The sequence below is a fragment of the Shewanella donghaensis genome, assembly GCF_007567505.1.
In the GTDB taxonomy this organism is placed as follows: Bacteria; Pseudomonadota; Gammaproteobacteria; order Enterobacterales; family Shewanellaceae; genus Shewanella; species Shewanella donghaensis.
In genome coordinates this window covers 3,532,655-3,549,958 of record NZ_CP041783.1, presented here as the reverse complement: position 1 = coordinate 3,549,958, position 17,304 = coordinate 3,532,655, and the positions used below count along the sequence as shown (strand labels likewise).

General features: G+C 42.6%; 18 protein-coding genes. 9 read left to right on the top strand and 9 right to left on the bottom strand.

Features of this window, described 5'->3' with window-relative positions; all coding sequences use genetic code 11:
* Positions 1-161: 161 nt before the first annotated feature.
* From flhA to FPK91_RS15270, 7 genes are all read right to left on the bottom strand, one after another.
* Positions 162-2,243: a flagellar biosynthesis protein FlhA gene (flhA, locus tag FPK91_RS15300; protein WP_144212077.1), complete on the bottom strand. Its 2,082-nt coding sequence runs from the start codon at positions 2,241-2,243 to the stop codon at positions 162-164.
* A gap of 15 nt (positions 2,244-2,258) precedes the next feature.
* Complete coding sequence (gene flhB / locus FPK91_RS15295) at positions 2,259-3,392, bottom strand: flagellar biosynthesis protein FlhB (RefSeq protein WP_144212075.1); 1,134 nt, start codon at positions 3,390-3,392, stop codon at positions 2,259-2,261.
* 2 nt (positions 3,393-3,394) lie between these two features.
* A complete protein-coding gene (gene fliR, locus FPK91_RS15290) occupies positions 3,395-4,168 on the bottom strand; it encodes a flagellar biosynthetic protein FliR (protein WP_144212073.1) in 774 nt (257 codons plus the stop codon).
* A gap of 39 nt (positions 4,169-4,207) precedes the next feature.
* A complete protein-coding gene (locus FPK91_RS15285; protein WP_144212071.1) occupies positions 4,208-4,477 on the bottom strand; it encodes a flagellar biosynthetic protein FliQ in 270 nt (89 codons plus the stop codon).
* Between the two features lie 98 nt (positions 4,478-4,575).
* A complete protein-coding gene (gene fliP / locus FPK91_RS15280) occupies positions 4,576-5,304 on the bottom strand; it encodes a flagellar type III secretion system pore protein FliP (protein WP_144212069.1) in 729 nt (242 codons plus the stop codon).
* Between the two features lies 1 nt (position 5,305).
* A complete protein-coding gene (fliN, locus tag FPK91_RS15275; protein ID WP_144212067.1) occupies positions 5,306-5,668 on the bottom strand; it encodes a flagellar motor switch protein FliN in 363 nt (120 codons plus the stop codon).
* Positions 5,661-6,473, bottom strand: coding sequence for a FliM/FliN family flagellar motor switch protein (locus FPK91_RS15270; protein ID WP_227006586.1), 813 nt, complete (start codon positions 6,471-6,473; stop codon positions 5,661-5,663). The genes fliN and FPK91_RS15270 overlap by 8 nt, the downstream gene beginning before the upstream one ends.
* Before the next feature lie 745 nt (positions 6,474-7,218).
* Between FPK91_RS15270 and FPK91_RS15265 the strand changes: the two genes are divergently transcribed.
* From FPK91_RS15265 to FPK91_RS15225, 9 genes are all read left to right on the top strand, one after another.
* Positions 7,219-8,025, top strand: coding sequence for a MotY family protein (locus FPK91_RS15265; protein WP_227006585.1), 807 nt, complete (start codon positions 7,219-7,221; stop codon positions 8,023-8,025).
* On the top strand, positions 8,022-9,317 hold the full coding sequence (locus tag FPK91_RS15260) for a sigma-54 interaction domain-containing protein (protein WP_227006584.1): 1,296 nt from the start codon (positions 8,022-8,024) through the stop codon (positions 9,315-9,317). Before FPK91_RS15265 ends, FPK91_RS15260 begins: the two co-directional genes overlap by 4 nt.
* A 31-nt stretch (positions 9,318-9,348) precedes the next feature.
* Complete coding sequence (gene fliE / locus FPK91_RS15255) at positions 9,349-9,687, top strand: flagellar hook-basal body complex protein FliE (protein WP_144212061.1); 339 nt, start codon at positions 9,349-9,351, stop codon at positions 9,685-9,687.
* An 80-nt stretch (positions 9,688-9,767) separates the two neighbouring features.
* Positions 9,768-11,474 (top strand): flagellar basal-body MS-ring/collar protein FliF, encoded by a 1,707-nt coding sequence (fliF, locus tag FPK91_RS15250; protein ID WP_144212059.1) that lies wholly within the window; start codon positions 9,768-9,770, stop codon positions 11,472-11,474.
* A 27-nt stretch (positions 11,475-11,501) separates the two neighbouring features.
* On the top strand, positions 11,502-12,509 hold the full coding sequence (locus FPK91_RS15245) for a flagellar motor switch protein FliG (protein ID WP_144214460.1): 1,008 nt from the start codon (positions 11,502-11,504) through the stop codon (positions 12,507-12,509).
* Positions 12,509-13,255 carry a flagellar assembly protein FliH gene (fliH, locus tag FPK91_RS15240; protein WP_144212057.1) on the top strand — a complete coding sequence of 249 codons (747 nt, stop codon included), beginning with the start codon at positions 12,509-12,511 and terminating at the stop codon, positions 13,253-13,255. Before FPK91_RS15245 ends, fliH begins: the two co-directional genes overlap by 1 nt.
* Entirely contained in the window at positions 13,233-14,576 is a 1,344-nt protein-coding gene (fliI, locus tag FPK91_RS15235) for a flagellar protein export ATPase FliI (protein ID WP_405127314.1), read from the top strand. The genes fliH and fliI overlap by 23 nt, the downstream gene beginning before the upstream one ends.
* Positions 14,577-14,584: 8 nt before the next feature.
* Entirely contained in the window at positions 14,585-14,992 is a 408-nt protein-coding gene (locus tag FPK91_RS15230) for a hypothetical protein (protein WP_144212055.1), read from the top strand.
* Between the two features lie 824 nt (positions 14,993-15,816).
* Positions 15,817-16,392, top strand: coding sequence for a YdeI/OmpD-associated family protein (locus FPK91_RS15225; RefSeq protein ID WP_144212053.1), 576 nt, complete (start codon positions 15,817-15,819; stop codon positions 16,390-16,392).
* A 121-nt stretch (positions 16,393-16,513) separates the two neighbouring features.
* Here the strand turns inward: FPK91_RS15225 and FPK91_RS15220 are convergent, their stop codons facing one another.
* The gene (locus FPK91_RS15220; RefSeq protein ID WP_144212050.1) at positions 16,514-16,972 is read right to left on the bottom strand and encodes a flagellar protein FlgN; all 459 of its coding nucleotides are present in this window, start codon (positions 16,970-16,972) and stop codon (positions 16,514-16,516) included.
* Positions 16,965-17,258 (bottom strand): flagellar biosynthesis anti-sigma factor FlgM, encoded by a 294-nt coding sequence (gene flgM / locus FPK91_RS15215; protein ID WP_144212048.1) that lies wholly within the window; start codon positions 17,256-17,258, stop codon positions 16,965-16,967. The genes FPK91_RS15220 and flgM overlap by 8 nt, the downstream gene beginning before the upstream one ends.
* Positions 17,259-17,304 lie beyond the last annotated feature (46 nt).

Genomic DNA, 17,304 nt, shown 5'->3' with positions numbered 1-17,304 from the left:
ACTTAATCTAATCGGTAATAAAAAAGCCCAAATTAATTGATTTGGGCTTTTTTGTATGGCTGCTTTAGCCATCGGCTACGATGCTAAATTACCCCTTCAACTTAGCGAGTAAAATGGCCAGTAGCATTGGCTAATAAAATCGCTAATGCTAGATCAATACCCTAGCCTAATTGCCCTGCGACCATGAGCTCGCGGTTCTCAGGTATTTCATTATAAGACAGCACATGTAAGCCCCTGGCAAAGGCTAAGGCATAACGGGCAAGTATGGGCCTTAACTGCGGCGCGACCAGTAACATCGGGCTGTGCCCTTGCTCTTTCGCATCGGCCAATAGCTGCGGCATCCCCTGTTGTAACTGGGCTAATAAGGTGGGATCTATTGGAAAGCTGTCTAAGGACACTTTGCCTTGCTGTTGCGACTGATTTAATGCCGCCATCAAGGTTTGCTCTAACTCTGGTGCTAAGGTTAATACATTCAACTTAGCTTCAGCACCCGCAATGCTATGTACAATGTTATTACGCAGTGCGCAGCGTACATCAGCCGCTAACAACACTGGGTCTTTACTGTTCTCACTGCAATCTAATAGCGTGGTGGCAATGGTGCGAATGTCTTTAAGTGACACTTGCTCTTTTAATAGCAGACGATATACCTTCAGTTGTATAATTGGCGTCAGAGCATTATTCAGCGACTCTGCTAATTTAGGTGACTGCTTAGCTAAACGATCACTTAACGCTAGAACATCATCATGCTGCAACATATCAGGTAAGTTTTCACGGATAAGCTTACTGACATGAGTCGCGATCACAGTGGCATTATCGACTACTGAATAACCTAAGTTTAATGCACGGGCTTTTAGGTCCTGATCAATCCAAATAGCATCCATGTTGTAGGCAGGCTCTTTGGTAATAATGCCATCAATATCGCCAAACACGGGGCCGCTTTGAATTGCCATCAGTTTCTCTGATTGCAATTCAGCCGTCACAACTGGATTACCCATTAAGTTAATTTGATACGCATTAGGCGCTAATGACAGATTGTCTCTCACTCTAACTTCTGAGAGTAAAAAACCTGCTTGTTCAGAAAGCGTGCGACGAATACCCGTAAGACGCTTTTGCAATTCAGCGCCTTTCGTACGCTCAACTAAATGCACTAGCTGATAACCCAGACGCACTTCAATTAAATCAGTATAAGGCAATGCGTCCCAGCTTGGAGCTGATGGCTCAGCGGTATTTTTTTCGAGTTTATCTTCAAGTTTAGATTCGACAACTTCGGGTTTATTCTGACTTTGTCTCCAGGATGAAAAAGCCAGTAAGGCCGAAAAGGATATAAACACCAGTGCAGGCATACCTGGCACAACGCCCAGAATAAACATCACGATTGAAGCGGTAGCTAAGGTCTTAGGGTTAGCCAGTAATTGCTGCTGCAGCTGATCAGGCATTTCTTCAGCATCTGACACCCGCGTCACAATAATTGCCGCAGCGGTTGCCAATAGCAACGAAGGAATTTGAGCAACCAGACCATCACCGATAGTCAATAATGCAAAAACCTTAAAGGCTTCACCGGCACTCATGTCATACATGAATACGCCGATAGATATACCACCAATGATATTAATCAGGAGGATCAATATACCGGCTATGGCATCACCACGAACAAACTTTGAGGCACCGTCCATCGAGCCATAAAAATCAGCTTCACGAGTCACTTCTTGACGCCTTGCTCGCGCTTGTTCTTGACTCAAAATACCGGCATTTAAGTCAGCATCAATGGCCATTTGTTTGCCGGGTAAAGCATCTAAGGTGAAACGGGCTGAGACTTCTGAAATCCGCTCCCCACCTTTGGTAATCACCACAAAGTTAATGATCATCAAGATAAGGAATATGACTGCACCAACAACATAGTTACCGCCGATAACGACTTCACCAAATGCTTGAATAACCTTACCCGCTGAATCGCCGCCTTGATGACCTTCAATTAACACCACGCGCGTAGAGGCAACGTTCAGCGTTAGCCGCATTAACGTTGCTAGTAGCAATATCGTTGGAAATACAGAGAATTCCAGCGGACGTCGAATCGACACTCCAACCAGTAACACCATGACAGCGAGGACAATATTAAAGGTAAATAGAATATCCAATAACCAAGGCGGTAATGGCAACATCACCATGGCCAACACGGCCAGTAACACTACTGGAATACCGATATAACTCCGGTTACCGGAAAAAACTTGAGAAAACCAGTTCATGGTTTTGGGGTTCCTTTAATCATGACGTAAATTAGGTGGAATATAAAAATGCGGTAACGGCTCAGGCTTATTTTGAATGCCGCCCCTAGCCGCTTTAATCTGCAATACATAACTGAGCACATGGGCAATGGCGATAAACAGCGCCGCAGGGATTTGCTGCTCAATTTTGGTGGAATAATAAATTGCTCTGGCTAAGGCTGGAATTTCAATCACCTCAACATCATTACGTTGAGCCACTTCACGCATATAAAGCGCCAGTTCATCAACCCCTTTAGCAATAACATAGGGGGCGTCTGCTTTATCAGCGTCATATCTCAATGCTACTGAATAATGGGTCGGATTAACCAGCAACACATCCGCTTGTGGCACGGCAATATCCGCCCTGCCGCGACTGATTTTTTGCTGTAACTGGCGGATTTTAGCTTTAATTTCAGGCTTACCATCCTGTTGTTTATGCTCGTCTTTTACTTCCTGAAACGACATTTTCAATTCATTGTGATGATGCCAATATTGATAAGGCACATCGATAAAAGTAATTAACAGTAATCCGGTCCCCAGATAAAACATCCCAGTCGAAATAGTGTCTATGCTATAGCGCACAGCATCATCAATGGGCAGCTGACTGCTAACCATAATGGCTTGTAAATTGCTTTTTAAAAAGAACAGCATAATGCTAATTAGTAAGGTGATTTTTAAAACTGACTTTACTAGTTCGACGATAGATTTCATCGATGCCATTCGCCCTAAACCAGCGATAGGGTCAATGCGGCTATACTTGAATGAGGCATTTTTAAAGTTAAATAATGGCCCGCCAGGCATGGCACCCGCGATCATCGCGATTGCACCAACTAGGATGAATAATGGCCCAAGAATATTTAAAATCCCCACCAAAGCAGCCCCCATATGTTGCTGCATCATATCTGGCTGTTGCAGTTGCTCTTTGGTGACCATCATATTAAAGCGCGTTAATTCAGCCATTTCACTGGCTATCCACTCTGCGCTGCTGGTTAGCATAAGTGCGCAACCAATAATTAACGCCGCTGCGGCTAAATCTTTCGAACGAGGTACCTGGCCTTGCTCGCGGGCTTTACGCAACTTTTGCGGGGTGGCATCTTGGGTTTTACTTTGGCCAGTATCTTTTTTACTCATGCTTATCCCCCGATAAATTGGTGCATCGAAGACAGAGCATCGAGACAAACATCACTGTAACGGCTTGCTAAACCACTAAAGGAGAAAAACGTACACAACAGGCCCATTAACATCGACATGGGAAAACCCAGCGCAAATACGTTTAATGATGGCGCTGAGCGACTTAATACACCAAAGGTTAAGTTAACCATGAGCATAGCCACAATGGCTGGCAGTGCTAACATAAAACTGGCGGCAAATAGCCAGCCTACCCGCTCAACCAGTCCCAAAAGTGGTAATTCAAAAATACCCATGCCAATAGGCCATAGGTAAAAGCTATCGACTATGACGCCAATGGCCACCAAATGACCATCTAATGCCAGAAACAATAAGGTGCCATAGAGTAAAAACCATTGGCCAAGAATGGGGTTAGAGTTACCGTTTGCAGGGTCATTCATCACGGCCATAGCCAGGCCCATTTGCATTGACATCATGGCGCCCATTTTGGTCATAACACTGATCATAATCAGTAAAAACAATGCCAACATGAAACCCACAAGTAACTGTTCGACGCTTAACAATAATGACCCGATTGATAGCGCATCAACCGCAGGGACTGACGGAATTATTGGCGCAACTAAAGCACTTAATAACACCGAAAATAGCACCCTTACCTTGACCGGAATGTAAGTGCTACTTAGAAAAGGCATGATAATAAATGCCCCCATAAAACGACAAAATGGCCACCAGAAGGAGCCAATAAAACTGCTAATTTGAACCGACGTCAGCGATACCATTACGTCGCTCTAGCCAAATTCAATTGAACCACTTTGACCTTAGCCAATGACATGGGGAATACTAAGAAATAGTTTTTCGAACAAATCACTGATTTTCATCAATAGCCATTCGCCAGCAAATAACACCATTAATAGCGTTAATACTAACCTTGGTAAGAAACTCAATGTTTGCTCATTAACCTGGGTAGCCGCCTGAAATACCGCCACACAGAGTCCCACCAATAAGCCGGGCATCACCAAAACGCCCACCATGGTAACCACCAAAAATATAGCATCAGCAAAAAAGGAGGTTAACTCATTAACATCCATAATTTAGCTCCTGACAACTGTCGTTATGATGGAGCACTGAGTCACTTGACTGAGATATGAACTGTTGATTTCTATTAGCCATGCTCTAGTCACCTCCGCTAACCAAAACTGGCCGCTAATGTGCCAATAGTCATAGCCCAACCATCAACCAGTACAAACACCATTAACTTAAACGGTAGTGAAATAATCAATGGCGACAACATCATCATCCCCATGGACATCAAGACACTAGCAACCACTAGGTCAATCACTAAAAACGGAATATAAAGTAAAAAGCCAATTTGAAAGGCAGTTTTGAGTTCGCTAAGTACAAATGCCGGCATTAGTACAAAGAATGGCACTTCATCAGTCGTTAGCGTTACTGGCTCATTGGCAATTTTTAGCATTTGTTCCAAGTCAGTTTCACGGGTTTGCGCCAACATAAACTTCCTTAATGGCACTTCAGATCTTGTCACCATTTCGGTCAGTTCAATTTCACCATGGTCATAGGGTACAAAGGCATCTTCATATATCACCTCGCCAACCGGTCGCATAATGAAAATGGATAATACCAACGCAATACCAATAAGCACCTTATTCGGCGGGCTTTGTTGTAAACCTAGTGCTTGTCTTAATATCGATAACACAATAATAATGCGAGTAAAGCTCGTCATCATCATCAACATTGCCGGCAGAAAACTTAGCACCGTCATCATGGCTAAGATTTCTAACTTGATATTGACTTTTTGTGACTGGTCACCATCTGCTAATGTAAACAGAGTTAAGCCGTCATTAGCATAAACATTGGGTGCTAACAGGCATAACAGCAGCAGAATGACTCGCAACATATTAGTCGTTAGCTCCAGTAAAGCTGATAGCTTCAACTTCTAACAATCTCACCCCATAACGACCCTTGACTTCAACCACTTCGCCGCGGCCTAACAAGGCTCCATTAACTCGAATATCTAGAGGCTCGCCAACCATGCGATCAAGTGCAACCACATCGCCTTCACCCATTTGGGTAAGCTCACCCAGTGACATTTCAGCGCTCGCCAGTTCAAGGGTCACCTTTACTGGAAGCTGATGAAAAAATGACATATCTTTTAATACTTTGGCTTTAGGCAAAGGTTTTGGTTCAGCCAAGGTATCTTCTAAAAGTAAATCATCATCTAATAGAAAATCATCGTCTTGTAATAGTATATTTTCAGGCATGGTTCTTGTCCTCTGAATGAAAGGCTTCCTCGGTAAGTTTGGCGACCAATTGTCCATCATGGGCATGAACAGTGGCGTAAAATAGGGGCCGATATCCTATCGTTACTGGACATCTAGAGTGTAAATTCATAGGTAAAATATCTCCCACTTTTAAGCCATCAAGAGATGTCACTGGTACATTTTGATTACCTAGCTCTAAGGTCGCTTTGATCGGTATCTGTCTCAGCCTTTGGCTCAGTTGCGCAGCTAGATCTGGGGCAGGTTGAAATTCACTGGGTTGTTCAGCCATTAGCCCTAAGGCAAATTCAGTCATGCATAACAACATTGGCGGGCCAGTATGCTCAGACGGAAAATTCAACGTCCAAAGCAGCGGCACATCCAGTGGGCTGGTGTTAACTACTAGCTCAAGGTCTAAACCGTCGTCATCAAGCTCAGTAATCGGCAATACATTTAATGCAGAGCGTAATAAACGTTTTACAAGTCTGAATTCAGATAAGCTTGGTGCGCGTAACGGAGACTGTAGTGGGCTAGAAAAGCTACCATAGTAACCGCTGGCTAATTGATCCAAGGTACATTTATCTATACGCCACCATGCCAAGGGGACTCGGCGATAACTCATCAAAAACCAAGCATGATTTAAATCTGGACGGATAGCACTAGACTCATTGGATAACTCAATACGCGACAAGGAATGATGACCCTGGCTAATAATCGGTCCAAGTAAATCATTAATATTGTCCTGCAACGCTCTATGGCAACCTTCCAGCTGCAAAATCAAACGGCTTCGCGCTAATTTTTCCTGCACTAAAGCAACTGCCCTAATTTTAATTAAATCCTGATTTTTTATTAAACTTGCTTTAGCTGTAGTTTTCATTTCACTTTTAAAACTCACATAAATTTAAAACATTTACTCATAAGGGATTAACCATAGTAATAATTTGTAACAGCCAAATAATAAACTAACAAAAACAAACAGAACTAAAATTAAACAAATACAAAAATTCAAACGGCATATAATTGACAAATAACTATCATTGACACAAGTAATGTAAAATAAACCATCAATATACTTACTTTAACGACAATGCATAAAAAAAAACAATAAAATAACAATAAAATTAATATGCAACCGAAATAAAAAATTCAAGACCATATAAAGCGACCAAAAAAAATAAAAATCAAATTACATTAATAAAATAAATAAACCGCTTTAAAAACAGGACTTTAAAAAGAAGAAATGATCACCCTCATTAAATAACAATCTGTATAGAACTCTTCACGGAAGATACTACAACATTTAAATCATCAAAAACAACTTGAATAAGATTAATGTGTCACAAAGTTAAAATTTATTATTTATTTAATAAGAAATATATTTTAATAGTTTTTTATTTAGTGTTTAATACTGAGCTTTATAATTACTCCGTAATAAAACAAAATCAATAATGGGATTTTAATAGTTGAAGACATTAATAATACTAACAATTGTCGCATTTATTTACCCGTTAAGAACTTATGGGGAAGTTATCAAAAACATATATAAAACTCCAATGGAAAAAACTTCTTGGAAATATAAAGGCAATGTTTTTAATTGTGAAGTAACGCATAGTATTGAAGGTTTTGGAGAATTTAAATTAACAGCATCTCCAGGTGAAGAATTAATGATTAGCCTACATGCTGATTGGTTACGCCTAAAGGATACTAGCAGCGATATTATTATTGAAAGTTCAGCTTGGCAAAAGCAGTATCAACACCCAGTTGCACAATCGACATTAGCGTGGCAAGGAAGTTTTGCTCACACCAGTCGCAATAGTCGTGCTTTTTTAGAAGCCCTTGAGCAAGGATTGACTTGGCAAGTTAATATCGAACCAGCCAACGGTATACAATACCAAGTCAACTCAACCCCTGTCGCTACACGCTCAGTGGTACAGCAGTTCAGATTATGCCAACAAACCCTATTACCTAAGCCATTTTCTTATGTTCGTCGAGTCGATCTTCAATTTAATAGCTTATCAAGCAAACTAGATCCACAGTTAGACAGTGATCTAGTCGCTATATCCCGTTATATCGATGCAGACCCTGATGTCAAAGAAGTATTAATTGATGGGCATGCAGATGCCTCAGGCGATCATTTAGCTAATTTACAACTCAGTAAAGAACGGGCATTTGAAGTGCAATCTAGACTAATTGAACTGGGTGTTCCCGCAGGCATGATTCAGGTCAGAAACCACGGAGCACGCAGCTCTATAGCCGCGAATAACAATGCTCAAGGCAGAGGAATAAATCGCCGTGTCATGGTGAGGTTAGTGAAAGACACCACCTCTATGGCCACCAAAATGACTGGGTTGAGCCTATGAGTCAGCAATTTTCAATTCAATTAGTTGAAACACTAATGAATGAACAAGGTGCTAAGTTACTGGCAAATAATGGTTTTAATCTGTGGGATAAAACAAGTACATCACCTTGGTTATCAGTAATCAATCTATCAGATTGCACACCAGAACAAGTCCCCCTAAAGCTGTCGCTTTATCCTAGTAACAATCAAATTGCATTATTAAATCCTGAACAAACTGAACTCGCCACTATTGCGATGCAGTCGGGGATTCAAGACTACTTACTATTGCCCATCGATAATCAGCAGTTAATTTCTTTAGTTAACCGTCTAAAGACACTAGATAAAACTGATACTGAAATCATCGCAAGTTCGTCTGTAAGTCGACAACTATTGATGCTAGCTCAGCGTGCTGCGGTCACCAAAGCAACGGTATTATTAACGGGTGAAAGTGGCACGGGAAAAGAGCCCTTAGCCCGTTACATTCATCGCCATTCTACTAGAGCTAACAAGCCTTTCGTTTCAATTAATTGCGCTGCGATTCCCGAAAGTATTTTGGAGTCATTGCTATTTGGTCATATTAAAGGCGCTTTTACCGGAGCGGTTAATGACCAAGCGGGTAAATTTGAGCAAGCCAACGGCGGCACACTATTGTTGGATGAAATTGGCGAAATGCCATTACTACTGCAAGCTAAATTATTGCGAGTATTGCAAGAACGGGAAGTTGAACGTTTAGGCAGTCATAAGCCTTTTGCGTTAGATATTAGAGTTATCGCCTCGACGAATAAAGATTTACGTCAAGCAGTTGAAAATAATGAATTTAGGCAAGATCTGTTCTATCGCCTTGATGTTCTACCACTTAAAATCACCCCGTTAAGACAGCGTCGTGAAGATATATTGCCGATTGCTGAGCATTTTCTAGATATTTATCACAACAATAACACTGATCAACATTGCTACTTCAGTGATCAAGCTAGAAATCTGCTACTGAGTCATCAATGGGTAGGAAATGTCCGTGAGCTTGAAAATACTATTCAACGCGCTTTAGTGTTGCGCCGTGGTCAAGCAATACAAGCAGCAGAACTGGGACTTGAAACCATACTCCCTTCTAGAAATACATCGTCAGAATCAGGATTAAAAGATTCAAAACGCCAAGCTGAATTTCAATATATTTTAGACACATTGAAGCGCTTTAACGGCCAACGTAACTTATCCGCAGAGTCACTCGGTATGACAACTAGAGCACTGAGATACAAGTTAGCCCAGATGCGTGAGCAAGGTATCAATATCGATTTAGCACTTGGAAAAGTGGCATAAACACTCAATTTAGCCATAGATAGGAAAATAAATGTCTACTGCAAATATGCTGAATGTTCAATCTCTGATGAATCAAATGAATGTTCACACCGAAATGGCTAAAGGAGCCATTAAAGTCGGCCCTAATCCAAGAGACTTTGGTGTGCAAAATCCTTCATTTACTGAATTGATGGAACAAAAGGTCGCGGCAATTAATACTGACCAAAATACCTCTTCGGCACTGATGCACGCGGTAGATAGCGGAAAAAGTGATGACTTGGTCGGCGCGATGGTGGCTTCACAAAAAGCCAGTTTGTCTTTCTCCACCATGATTCAAATTCGAAATCGTTTAGTTCAAGCTTTCGATGAAGTAATGAAAATGCCAATTTAACTTGGCGTAAGCCATTTTTACTCACGTAGTAATGTAAATCCCCTTAAGTAAAACTGTCTTAGTGGAAGGATATAGAAAACATGCCCGCAACCCTAACTCAACCAAACCAACCGATCACAGATGTTGGTGTAAAAGCATCACCATTTGCAACCATGAAAGAGAAATGGACCAACTTTAACAACGGCGACAAACAAGTTGCCTTGTTGGCCACTTTTGCCATTGTTGTCGCCTGCGTTATTGTGCTTATGCTTTGGACTGCAAGCCAAGGGTATCGCCCTCTTTATGGCAGCCAAGAGCAAGTTGAATCCTCACAAATCATTGAAGTACTGGAAGCAGAAGGTATCAGTTACCGTTTAGACGCCAATTCAGGTTTAGTATTAGTCCCAGAAGAACGTTTGGGTAAAGCACGTATGACCCTTGCTGCACGAGGGGTGAAAGCGCAAATGCCAATGGGAATGGAATCACTTGAAAACTCAGGTATTGGCACCAGTCAATTCATGGAGCAAGCAAAATACCGCTACAGTCTTGAAGGCGAATTATCCCGAACCATTATGGCGCTTCGAGCAGTTAGAACTGCGCGAGTGCATTTAGCCATCCCGAAAAAAACCTTATTCATTCGCCAACAACCTGAATTACCGTCAGCATCAGTCATGTTAGATCTCTATGCCGGCAGTAATATTCAAACTGAACAAGTTGAATCAATTGTTAATTTGGTTGCTGGGAGTGTCCCAGGAATGACAGCAGAACGAGTCCAAGTGGTCGATCAACAAGGTAACCATTTAAGCTCAGCGTTAACGCTTAATAACGACATAACCCAAGCTAGAGACCACCAACTAAAATACACCCATGAGCTTGAACAGAATCTCATCAATCGAGCATCAAGCATGCTACAACCGATACTTGGTCAAGAAAACTTCCAGGTACAAGTTGCAGCACAGGTCAGCTTTAATCAAGTAGAAGAAACCAATGAGAGTCTTGACCCACAAACGATTGTGACTCAGGAACAACAAAGTTCAAATGAAGTTAACGGCGAACTGGCGATGGGTATTCCTGGCGCCTTAAGTAACCAAGCTCCTGCCGCAGATACGACTGAAAATAATCTACGCCGCAATGTCACCCAGCAAACAAATCGTAATTTTGAAGTTGGTCGTTCAGTCAAACATACTCGTTACCAGCAAATGCAGCTGGAAAATATCTCAATCTCAGTACTATTGAATAACCAAAGTGCTGGCGAAAATGGTTGGTCCGAGCAACAACTCACCTCAATGAGTTCAATGGTACAAGATGCGATTGGCTTCACCGCTGCCCGTGGTGATCAATTCAGCATAAATAGCTTTGATTTTGCGCCTATTCACATTGCTGAATTCAAGCCGATGCCTTGGTGGCAATCAGAAGGATATGAATCATATCTACGATACATCATTGGCTGCATATTGGGCTTAGGGTTAATTTTCTTTGTGCTACGTCCATTGGTTAGACACCTCACCACAACCGTTGATCTTAGCGCACTAAAAGATGATAACAACCAAAAAGAAACACTTGAATACAGTGAACCCAAAGCCGCACAAATATCTAGTAGCAGTGATGATGCTCAATCCCTTGCTGATGAGCTAATGGGACTAGGACAACCTGCTAATGCTGACTTAATGAGTATAGGCTTGCCAGAAACCAGCTCGCCGTTAAAAGTTAAAATGGAACATTTAAGCGTCTTGGCAGAAAAAGAGCCAGCACGTGTCGCGGAAGTTATCGCCAATTGGATCAGCGATAAAGACGGTAAGCAGCAATAATTGCTGACAGGAATAGGTGATAAAGCAATGAATGAACTTGATATAAATTTAGATAACCTTGACCAAGCCGCAATGATCTTATTGAGCATGGGCGAAAAAGGCGCAGCACAAGTTATGGCGCATTTAGATCGCAATGATGTGCAACACTTGAGTCATAAAATGGCTCGTCTATCGAGCATTACGCAGCATGAAGCTGATGCGGTAATTGGCCGCTTCTTTAAGCGCTACCAAGAACAATCAGGTATTGCCCGAGCATCACGGTCATACCTACAGAAAACCTTAGATTTAGCACTGGGTGATCGGGTGGCTAAAAGTCTGATTGATAGTATTTATGGTGATGAAATCAAAACATTAGTTAAGCGCCTAGAGTGGGTCGACCCGAAACTACTTGCTCGCGAAATTACTAATGAACACTGTCAATTACAAGCCGTACTTTTAGGCTTGTTACCACCAGAAAGTGCAGCTCAAGTACTTTCTGGTTTACCTGAAGCGGGTCAAGATGAGCTATTAGTGCGTATTGCTCAATTAGGTGAGCTTGAACGTGGCGTCGTTGAAGAACTGCGTCACCTTGTTGAACGTTGCATGCTTATCGCAATGGAAAAAAGCCATACGCAAGTTTCAGGTGTACGCCAAGTGGCTGACATTCTCAACCGCTTTGATGGCAACCGTGAACAATTGATGGAAATGATCAAACTTCACGATAAGAAGCTTGCCAGCGAAGTCGCTGATAACATGTTCGACTTCATTATTTTAGGTCGCCAAAAAGCAGAAACATTGCAAGATATAATGGCACTCGTTCCTGCCGATACCTTAGCCCTAGCCCTTAAAGGTATTGAGCCAGAACTTAAAAAGACCCTGTTAACTGCGTTACCGAAACGCATGTCTTCAGCCATTGAAACTCAGGTTGAAGCCATTGGTACTGTGCCATTAAGTCAAGCAATTGCTGCCCGTAAAGACATTATGGAACTAGCAAAACAAATGATGGACGAAGGCCAGATTGAATTGCAGTTATTTGAAGAGCAAGTGGTGGAATAATGAAAAAGACCCAAATACCTGATCAGCGTTTTCGCCTCAGTGCCGACAGAGTCAGATGTCACCAATTTGCGCCATTACACGCGCCAGAAGTTGACCACAATGCCGCTGAGCCAAACTGGCAAGACTACCAACAAGCCTTTGATAAAGGTTTTGATGAAGGCGTTGAAAAAGGCCATGAAGCAGGGCTTATTTCAGGTCATGAAGAAGGCCAGCAAAAAGGTTATGCTTCAGGATTTAATCAAGGCCGAATTGAAGGCCAGCAAAAAGGAAAAGACAGCATTGATGAGCAATTAAATAGCATCATAGCGCCCCTTTCTGCGATGAAATCGTTACTAGAAGAAGGCCATAGTCAGCAAATTATGCAACAACAAGATCTTATTTTAGATCTTGTTAGACGGGTATCAATTCAAGTCATTCGTTGTGAGTTAACGCTTCAGCCGCAACAAATTCTTGCATTAGTGGAAGAAACGTTAGCAGCTATACCTGATGACCCAACGGCAGTTAAAATCCATCTTGAACCTAGCGCGGTGGTTAAACTTAAAGAACTCGCTGCAGATAAAATTCAGCAATGGACGTTAGTGGCTGACAGCAATATTAGTGCTGGCGGTTGCCGTATTGTCAGTGACAAGTCAGATGCCGATGCATCGATGGAAACTCGCCTGAATGCTTGTTTAGATCAGGTAGAATCACATCTTAAAAGTCAGCCAAAAAACTCCCAAACTAGTGAGGCAAGTGTTGAACACTAGTGCAACGATTCTCGATTGGCCAACGGTTCCAGTAGCGCAAGTTTACGGTAAATTGACCCGTGTAAATGGCTTACTATTAGAAGCCGTCGGCTGCCAATTAGGTACCGGTGACCGCTGTCATATTGAATGCCGTGATGGTCATCGAGTTGAAGCTGAAGTGGTCGCTTTTTATAAAGACACTGTCTGCTTAATGCCAATTGAGCAAACCTCAGGATTGATGCCTGGGGCACGAGTCATACCTATTTCTGGTCGCTGCAAAGTGCCCGTAGGTTCAGGTTTACTCGGCCGAGTACTCGACGGTTTAGGCCAACCTCTTGATGATCTTGGCCCGTTAACCCAAGTGCAATATGTGCCTATGGTGCAAAAGGTCACTAACCCCCTTAAACGTACCCCGATTACAGAACCATTAGATGTCGGTATTCGAGCAATCAATGCATTACTCCCTGTAGGCAGAGGCCAACGATTAGGCCTATTTGCAGGCTCAGGTGTGGGTAAAAGTGTTCTCCTTGGCATGATGACCCGTTTCACAGAAGCAGACATTGTTATCGTTGGATTGATAGGTGAACGTGGCCGCGAGGTGCGTGAATTTATCGATGAGTCTTTAGGTGAAGAAGGTCGTAAACGCGCAGTCGTTATTGCCGCCCCAGCTGATACCACGCCATTAATGCGTATGCGCGCTATGCGTTTATGTCATCACATAGCAAGCGCGTACCGTGATCAGGGCAAACGAGTATTATTATTGGTTGACTCCCTCACTCGCTACGCCCAAGCGCAACGCGAAATTGCCCTCAGTTTAGGTGAACCGCCAGCAACTAAAGGCTATCCGCCTTCAGCATTTGCAAAGTTGCCATCTCTGGTTGAGATGGCCGGTAATGGTCAGCATCCAGTTGGCACACTTACGGCATTTTATACCGTATTGACTGAAGGCGACGATCAACAAGATCCCATTGCTGATGCTGCCAGAGCCATTTTAGATGGCCACATTGTGTTAAGTCGTCAACTTGCTGAACAAGGGCATTACCCTGCCATTGATATCAATCAATCTGTCAGCCGACTAGCAGCACAAATCGCACAACAAGACAGCCTAGCGCAAGCTCAGGTCTTTAGACACCTCAATAGCAAATACCAGCAGGTAAAAGAATTACTGCCGCTAGGTGGCTATCAAGCTGGCCAAGATCAAGAGCTCGATATTGCCGTGCAAGCCTACCCTCAAATGGCACAATTTCTTAAGCAGTCGACCAGTACTCGGGCTGATCATCAGCACAGTATTGAACAACTGCAGACACTTATTGAAAGCTTTGGCTATAGCGCGCCAACTTAGGAACTAAGATGAAAAAGCTTTTACAGTTGTGCCAAAAAGAAGAGAAAAAACTGCATCAACTGAGTCAGCAAAAAGTCTCCAGTCAACAGCGAATTGGTGAAATCAGTAGCCAACAGCAACAGCTGGCGCAAATGGTCACTGAATATCATCATCAACAGTGTGCAAGTGCATTGTTAATGCAAAATAGTGTGCAAATGATCAGTGCCATCGCACCGCTACAAAAAAAGCTCATTCGACAAAAAATACTCTTAGAACAAGAGCACTTAAGAATTGATAAAATTTGGCGCAACCAATTAGGTCGACAACAAGGCATCAAGTGGTTTTATCAAAACCGGCTACAGCAGCAACAAACCCATTTAAATAAACAAGAACAAAAACAAATGGATGATCTGGCCTGTCGCTATCAGCGTAAGTAACCCTACTTGATTGATGTTTTTTTGCCAAACTTCTTTTGGATCAATGTAGTGGCGTTTCGCCAACACTAAATTCTAGCATTAGGGTTCCTTTCTGGAATTCCAAACTACGTTTGGATTAACACCGTGGGTTTTCCACCCACACCCGACCAAAAGGGTATCAACAGCAATACCCTCTTGGAACACCCCGCAGCTCCGGCGAAATTTACACTGCAAAATTTCCAACGGAGAAACGTCCAGCTTTAGCCTTTTATTGTAATCCGCTTCGGCAAGCGACAAAAATCACTAACGCTTACGATGGGGCGTCCCTTCCCCTCGAAAGCTAGCCAGACATCCATGTCTGGACTCACGGGATTTTCTTGCTTGCCTCAATTCACATTGAACATTCAGGCCTTTAAAAGATGTGTTTTTCTAGCTATGACAAACGAGACTGCGGGCTCAAAATTCTCCGTTTGAAGTGTCCGAATGCGTTGAGCTAATTTGCGTGATGGAGGCAGGACGCCGACATAGCCTCAGATTGAGCCAGGGATGGCGAATCTGAGGCGGTAGCATATTAGCTCTATAGCATGAGGAATAACACTTCGTCGGAGCGGCAAGGGTGATGCAAGAGGGGGATTGCTGTTGTTTCCCCTCTTGCTCTAGTGTGGGCGAAGCGCCACGACTTTGGTTTTATTAAACTAATTAAATAAAATGACTAAATAAATAAAATAATTTAAAAAATAATTATTAGTTTCAGAGTTAATTCTGTCATACCATTTGCTAAACAAATCACCCACCAGCGCGTAGTTCGCTGATTGCGGGCGTTATTCCAACGAGAATCTAATTAGATGCCTGAACCTGATCCACTGAAAATCATGTCATTTGCAACACCGAAAGATCTCAGCGAGTGGCTAAAGGTCAATCACGTGACAGAAAGTGAGCTGTGGGTAAAAATATTTAAGAAAAACACTGGGATTCACAGTGTAAGCTGGGATGATCTCGTGATAGAAGTTTTGTGCTGGGGTTGGATTGACGGTGTTAAAAAGTCACTTGATGATCAGGCCTATCTCCAGCGCATTACTCCCAGAAAAAAACGAAGTAACTGGTCTAAAAGAAACACAGAACATGCTGAACGCTTGATAAGTGAAAACCTGATGATGGAATCAGGTCTCGTTCATATTCTTGCGGCAAAAGCTGACGGTCGTTGGGAAAACGCCTATGTAGTAAGTGAAATGGAAGTGCCCACGGATTTTATAATTGCTCTGGAGAGCAAGCCGAACGCTAAAGAATTTTTTAACACTCTCAATAAATCGAGTCGTTATGTTATCGCCTACGGATTGAACAGTGCGAAGAAACCCGAAACCAGACTCAGGCGGTTTGAAAAATTCATCATGATGCTTGTTCACCAACAAAAGCCTAAATAGCTGCTGTTCGGCGCTTGTTACAGATTCGGCATAACGAGAACTCAAGGCATCGACTACAGTATTTAAAATTAGCTCGAAAATGAGCAAGCTTTAATGGAGCAAGGTTATCATCAAACAACACTTATCTCGTATGCCCATAGTCATTTTGATTCTCAGGCTGCTGGTTTAATAATGACTTAATCACTTCCTGTTGGCTGACTAATAATTTTCCGTTGGCTTCATTATATTTTTGACTCTCTTTGGCCAGGCCCAATAAATGACGCCACAGTAATGCCACTTGCTGCTGGCTAGTGTCAGGCAATTTTGTTATCAAGATTTCCATGCCCTTACTATTACCACTAAAACCTAATGAAACCAAAGTAGTAGATCGAACCTTAGCTCGCTCCATTAAAGCATCAATTAAGCTTGTTTGCTCAGTATTATGATGTTGTAAACCGGCATTATCTCGGCGCTGCATCAATTCGCGCTGGCGCACTAATAGTGCTTTTAATTGTTTATAGCCATCAATATCCTGACGAATTCCCCGCAGCAAACTTTGTACTTTTTCACGCTTAGTGGGTTGCTGTGCTGTATTAGCCATGGGTTTGCTTCATTGCCTCTGCTAATTGTTCCACATCAAGGCTAAACGTACCTTGCTGTAATGCTTGACGAAGTTGCGCTACTTTATCAGCATCAAAATCGTCCACCTGGGCCAGTTGAGGCTGTGTCTTTTCAATTAATTGCCAGTCGTCACTCACTGCATTTTGAGTTGGCATAGCTCTTGGGCTAAGCTCCACGACTTCTGGCTTAGGCGTATTATTCGCCTTGCTCTTCGTCGTGCCCATGTCCGCTGTCACAGGACTTGATATTTTGTTGATATCCATCATGGTTCACCATTAATGTCGTCGATATCTATAAAAAGCGACATGATGA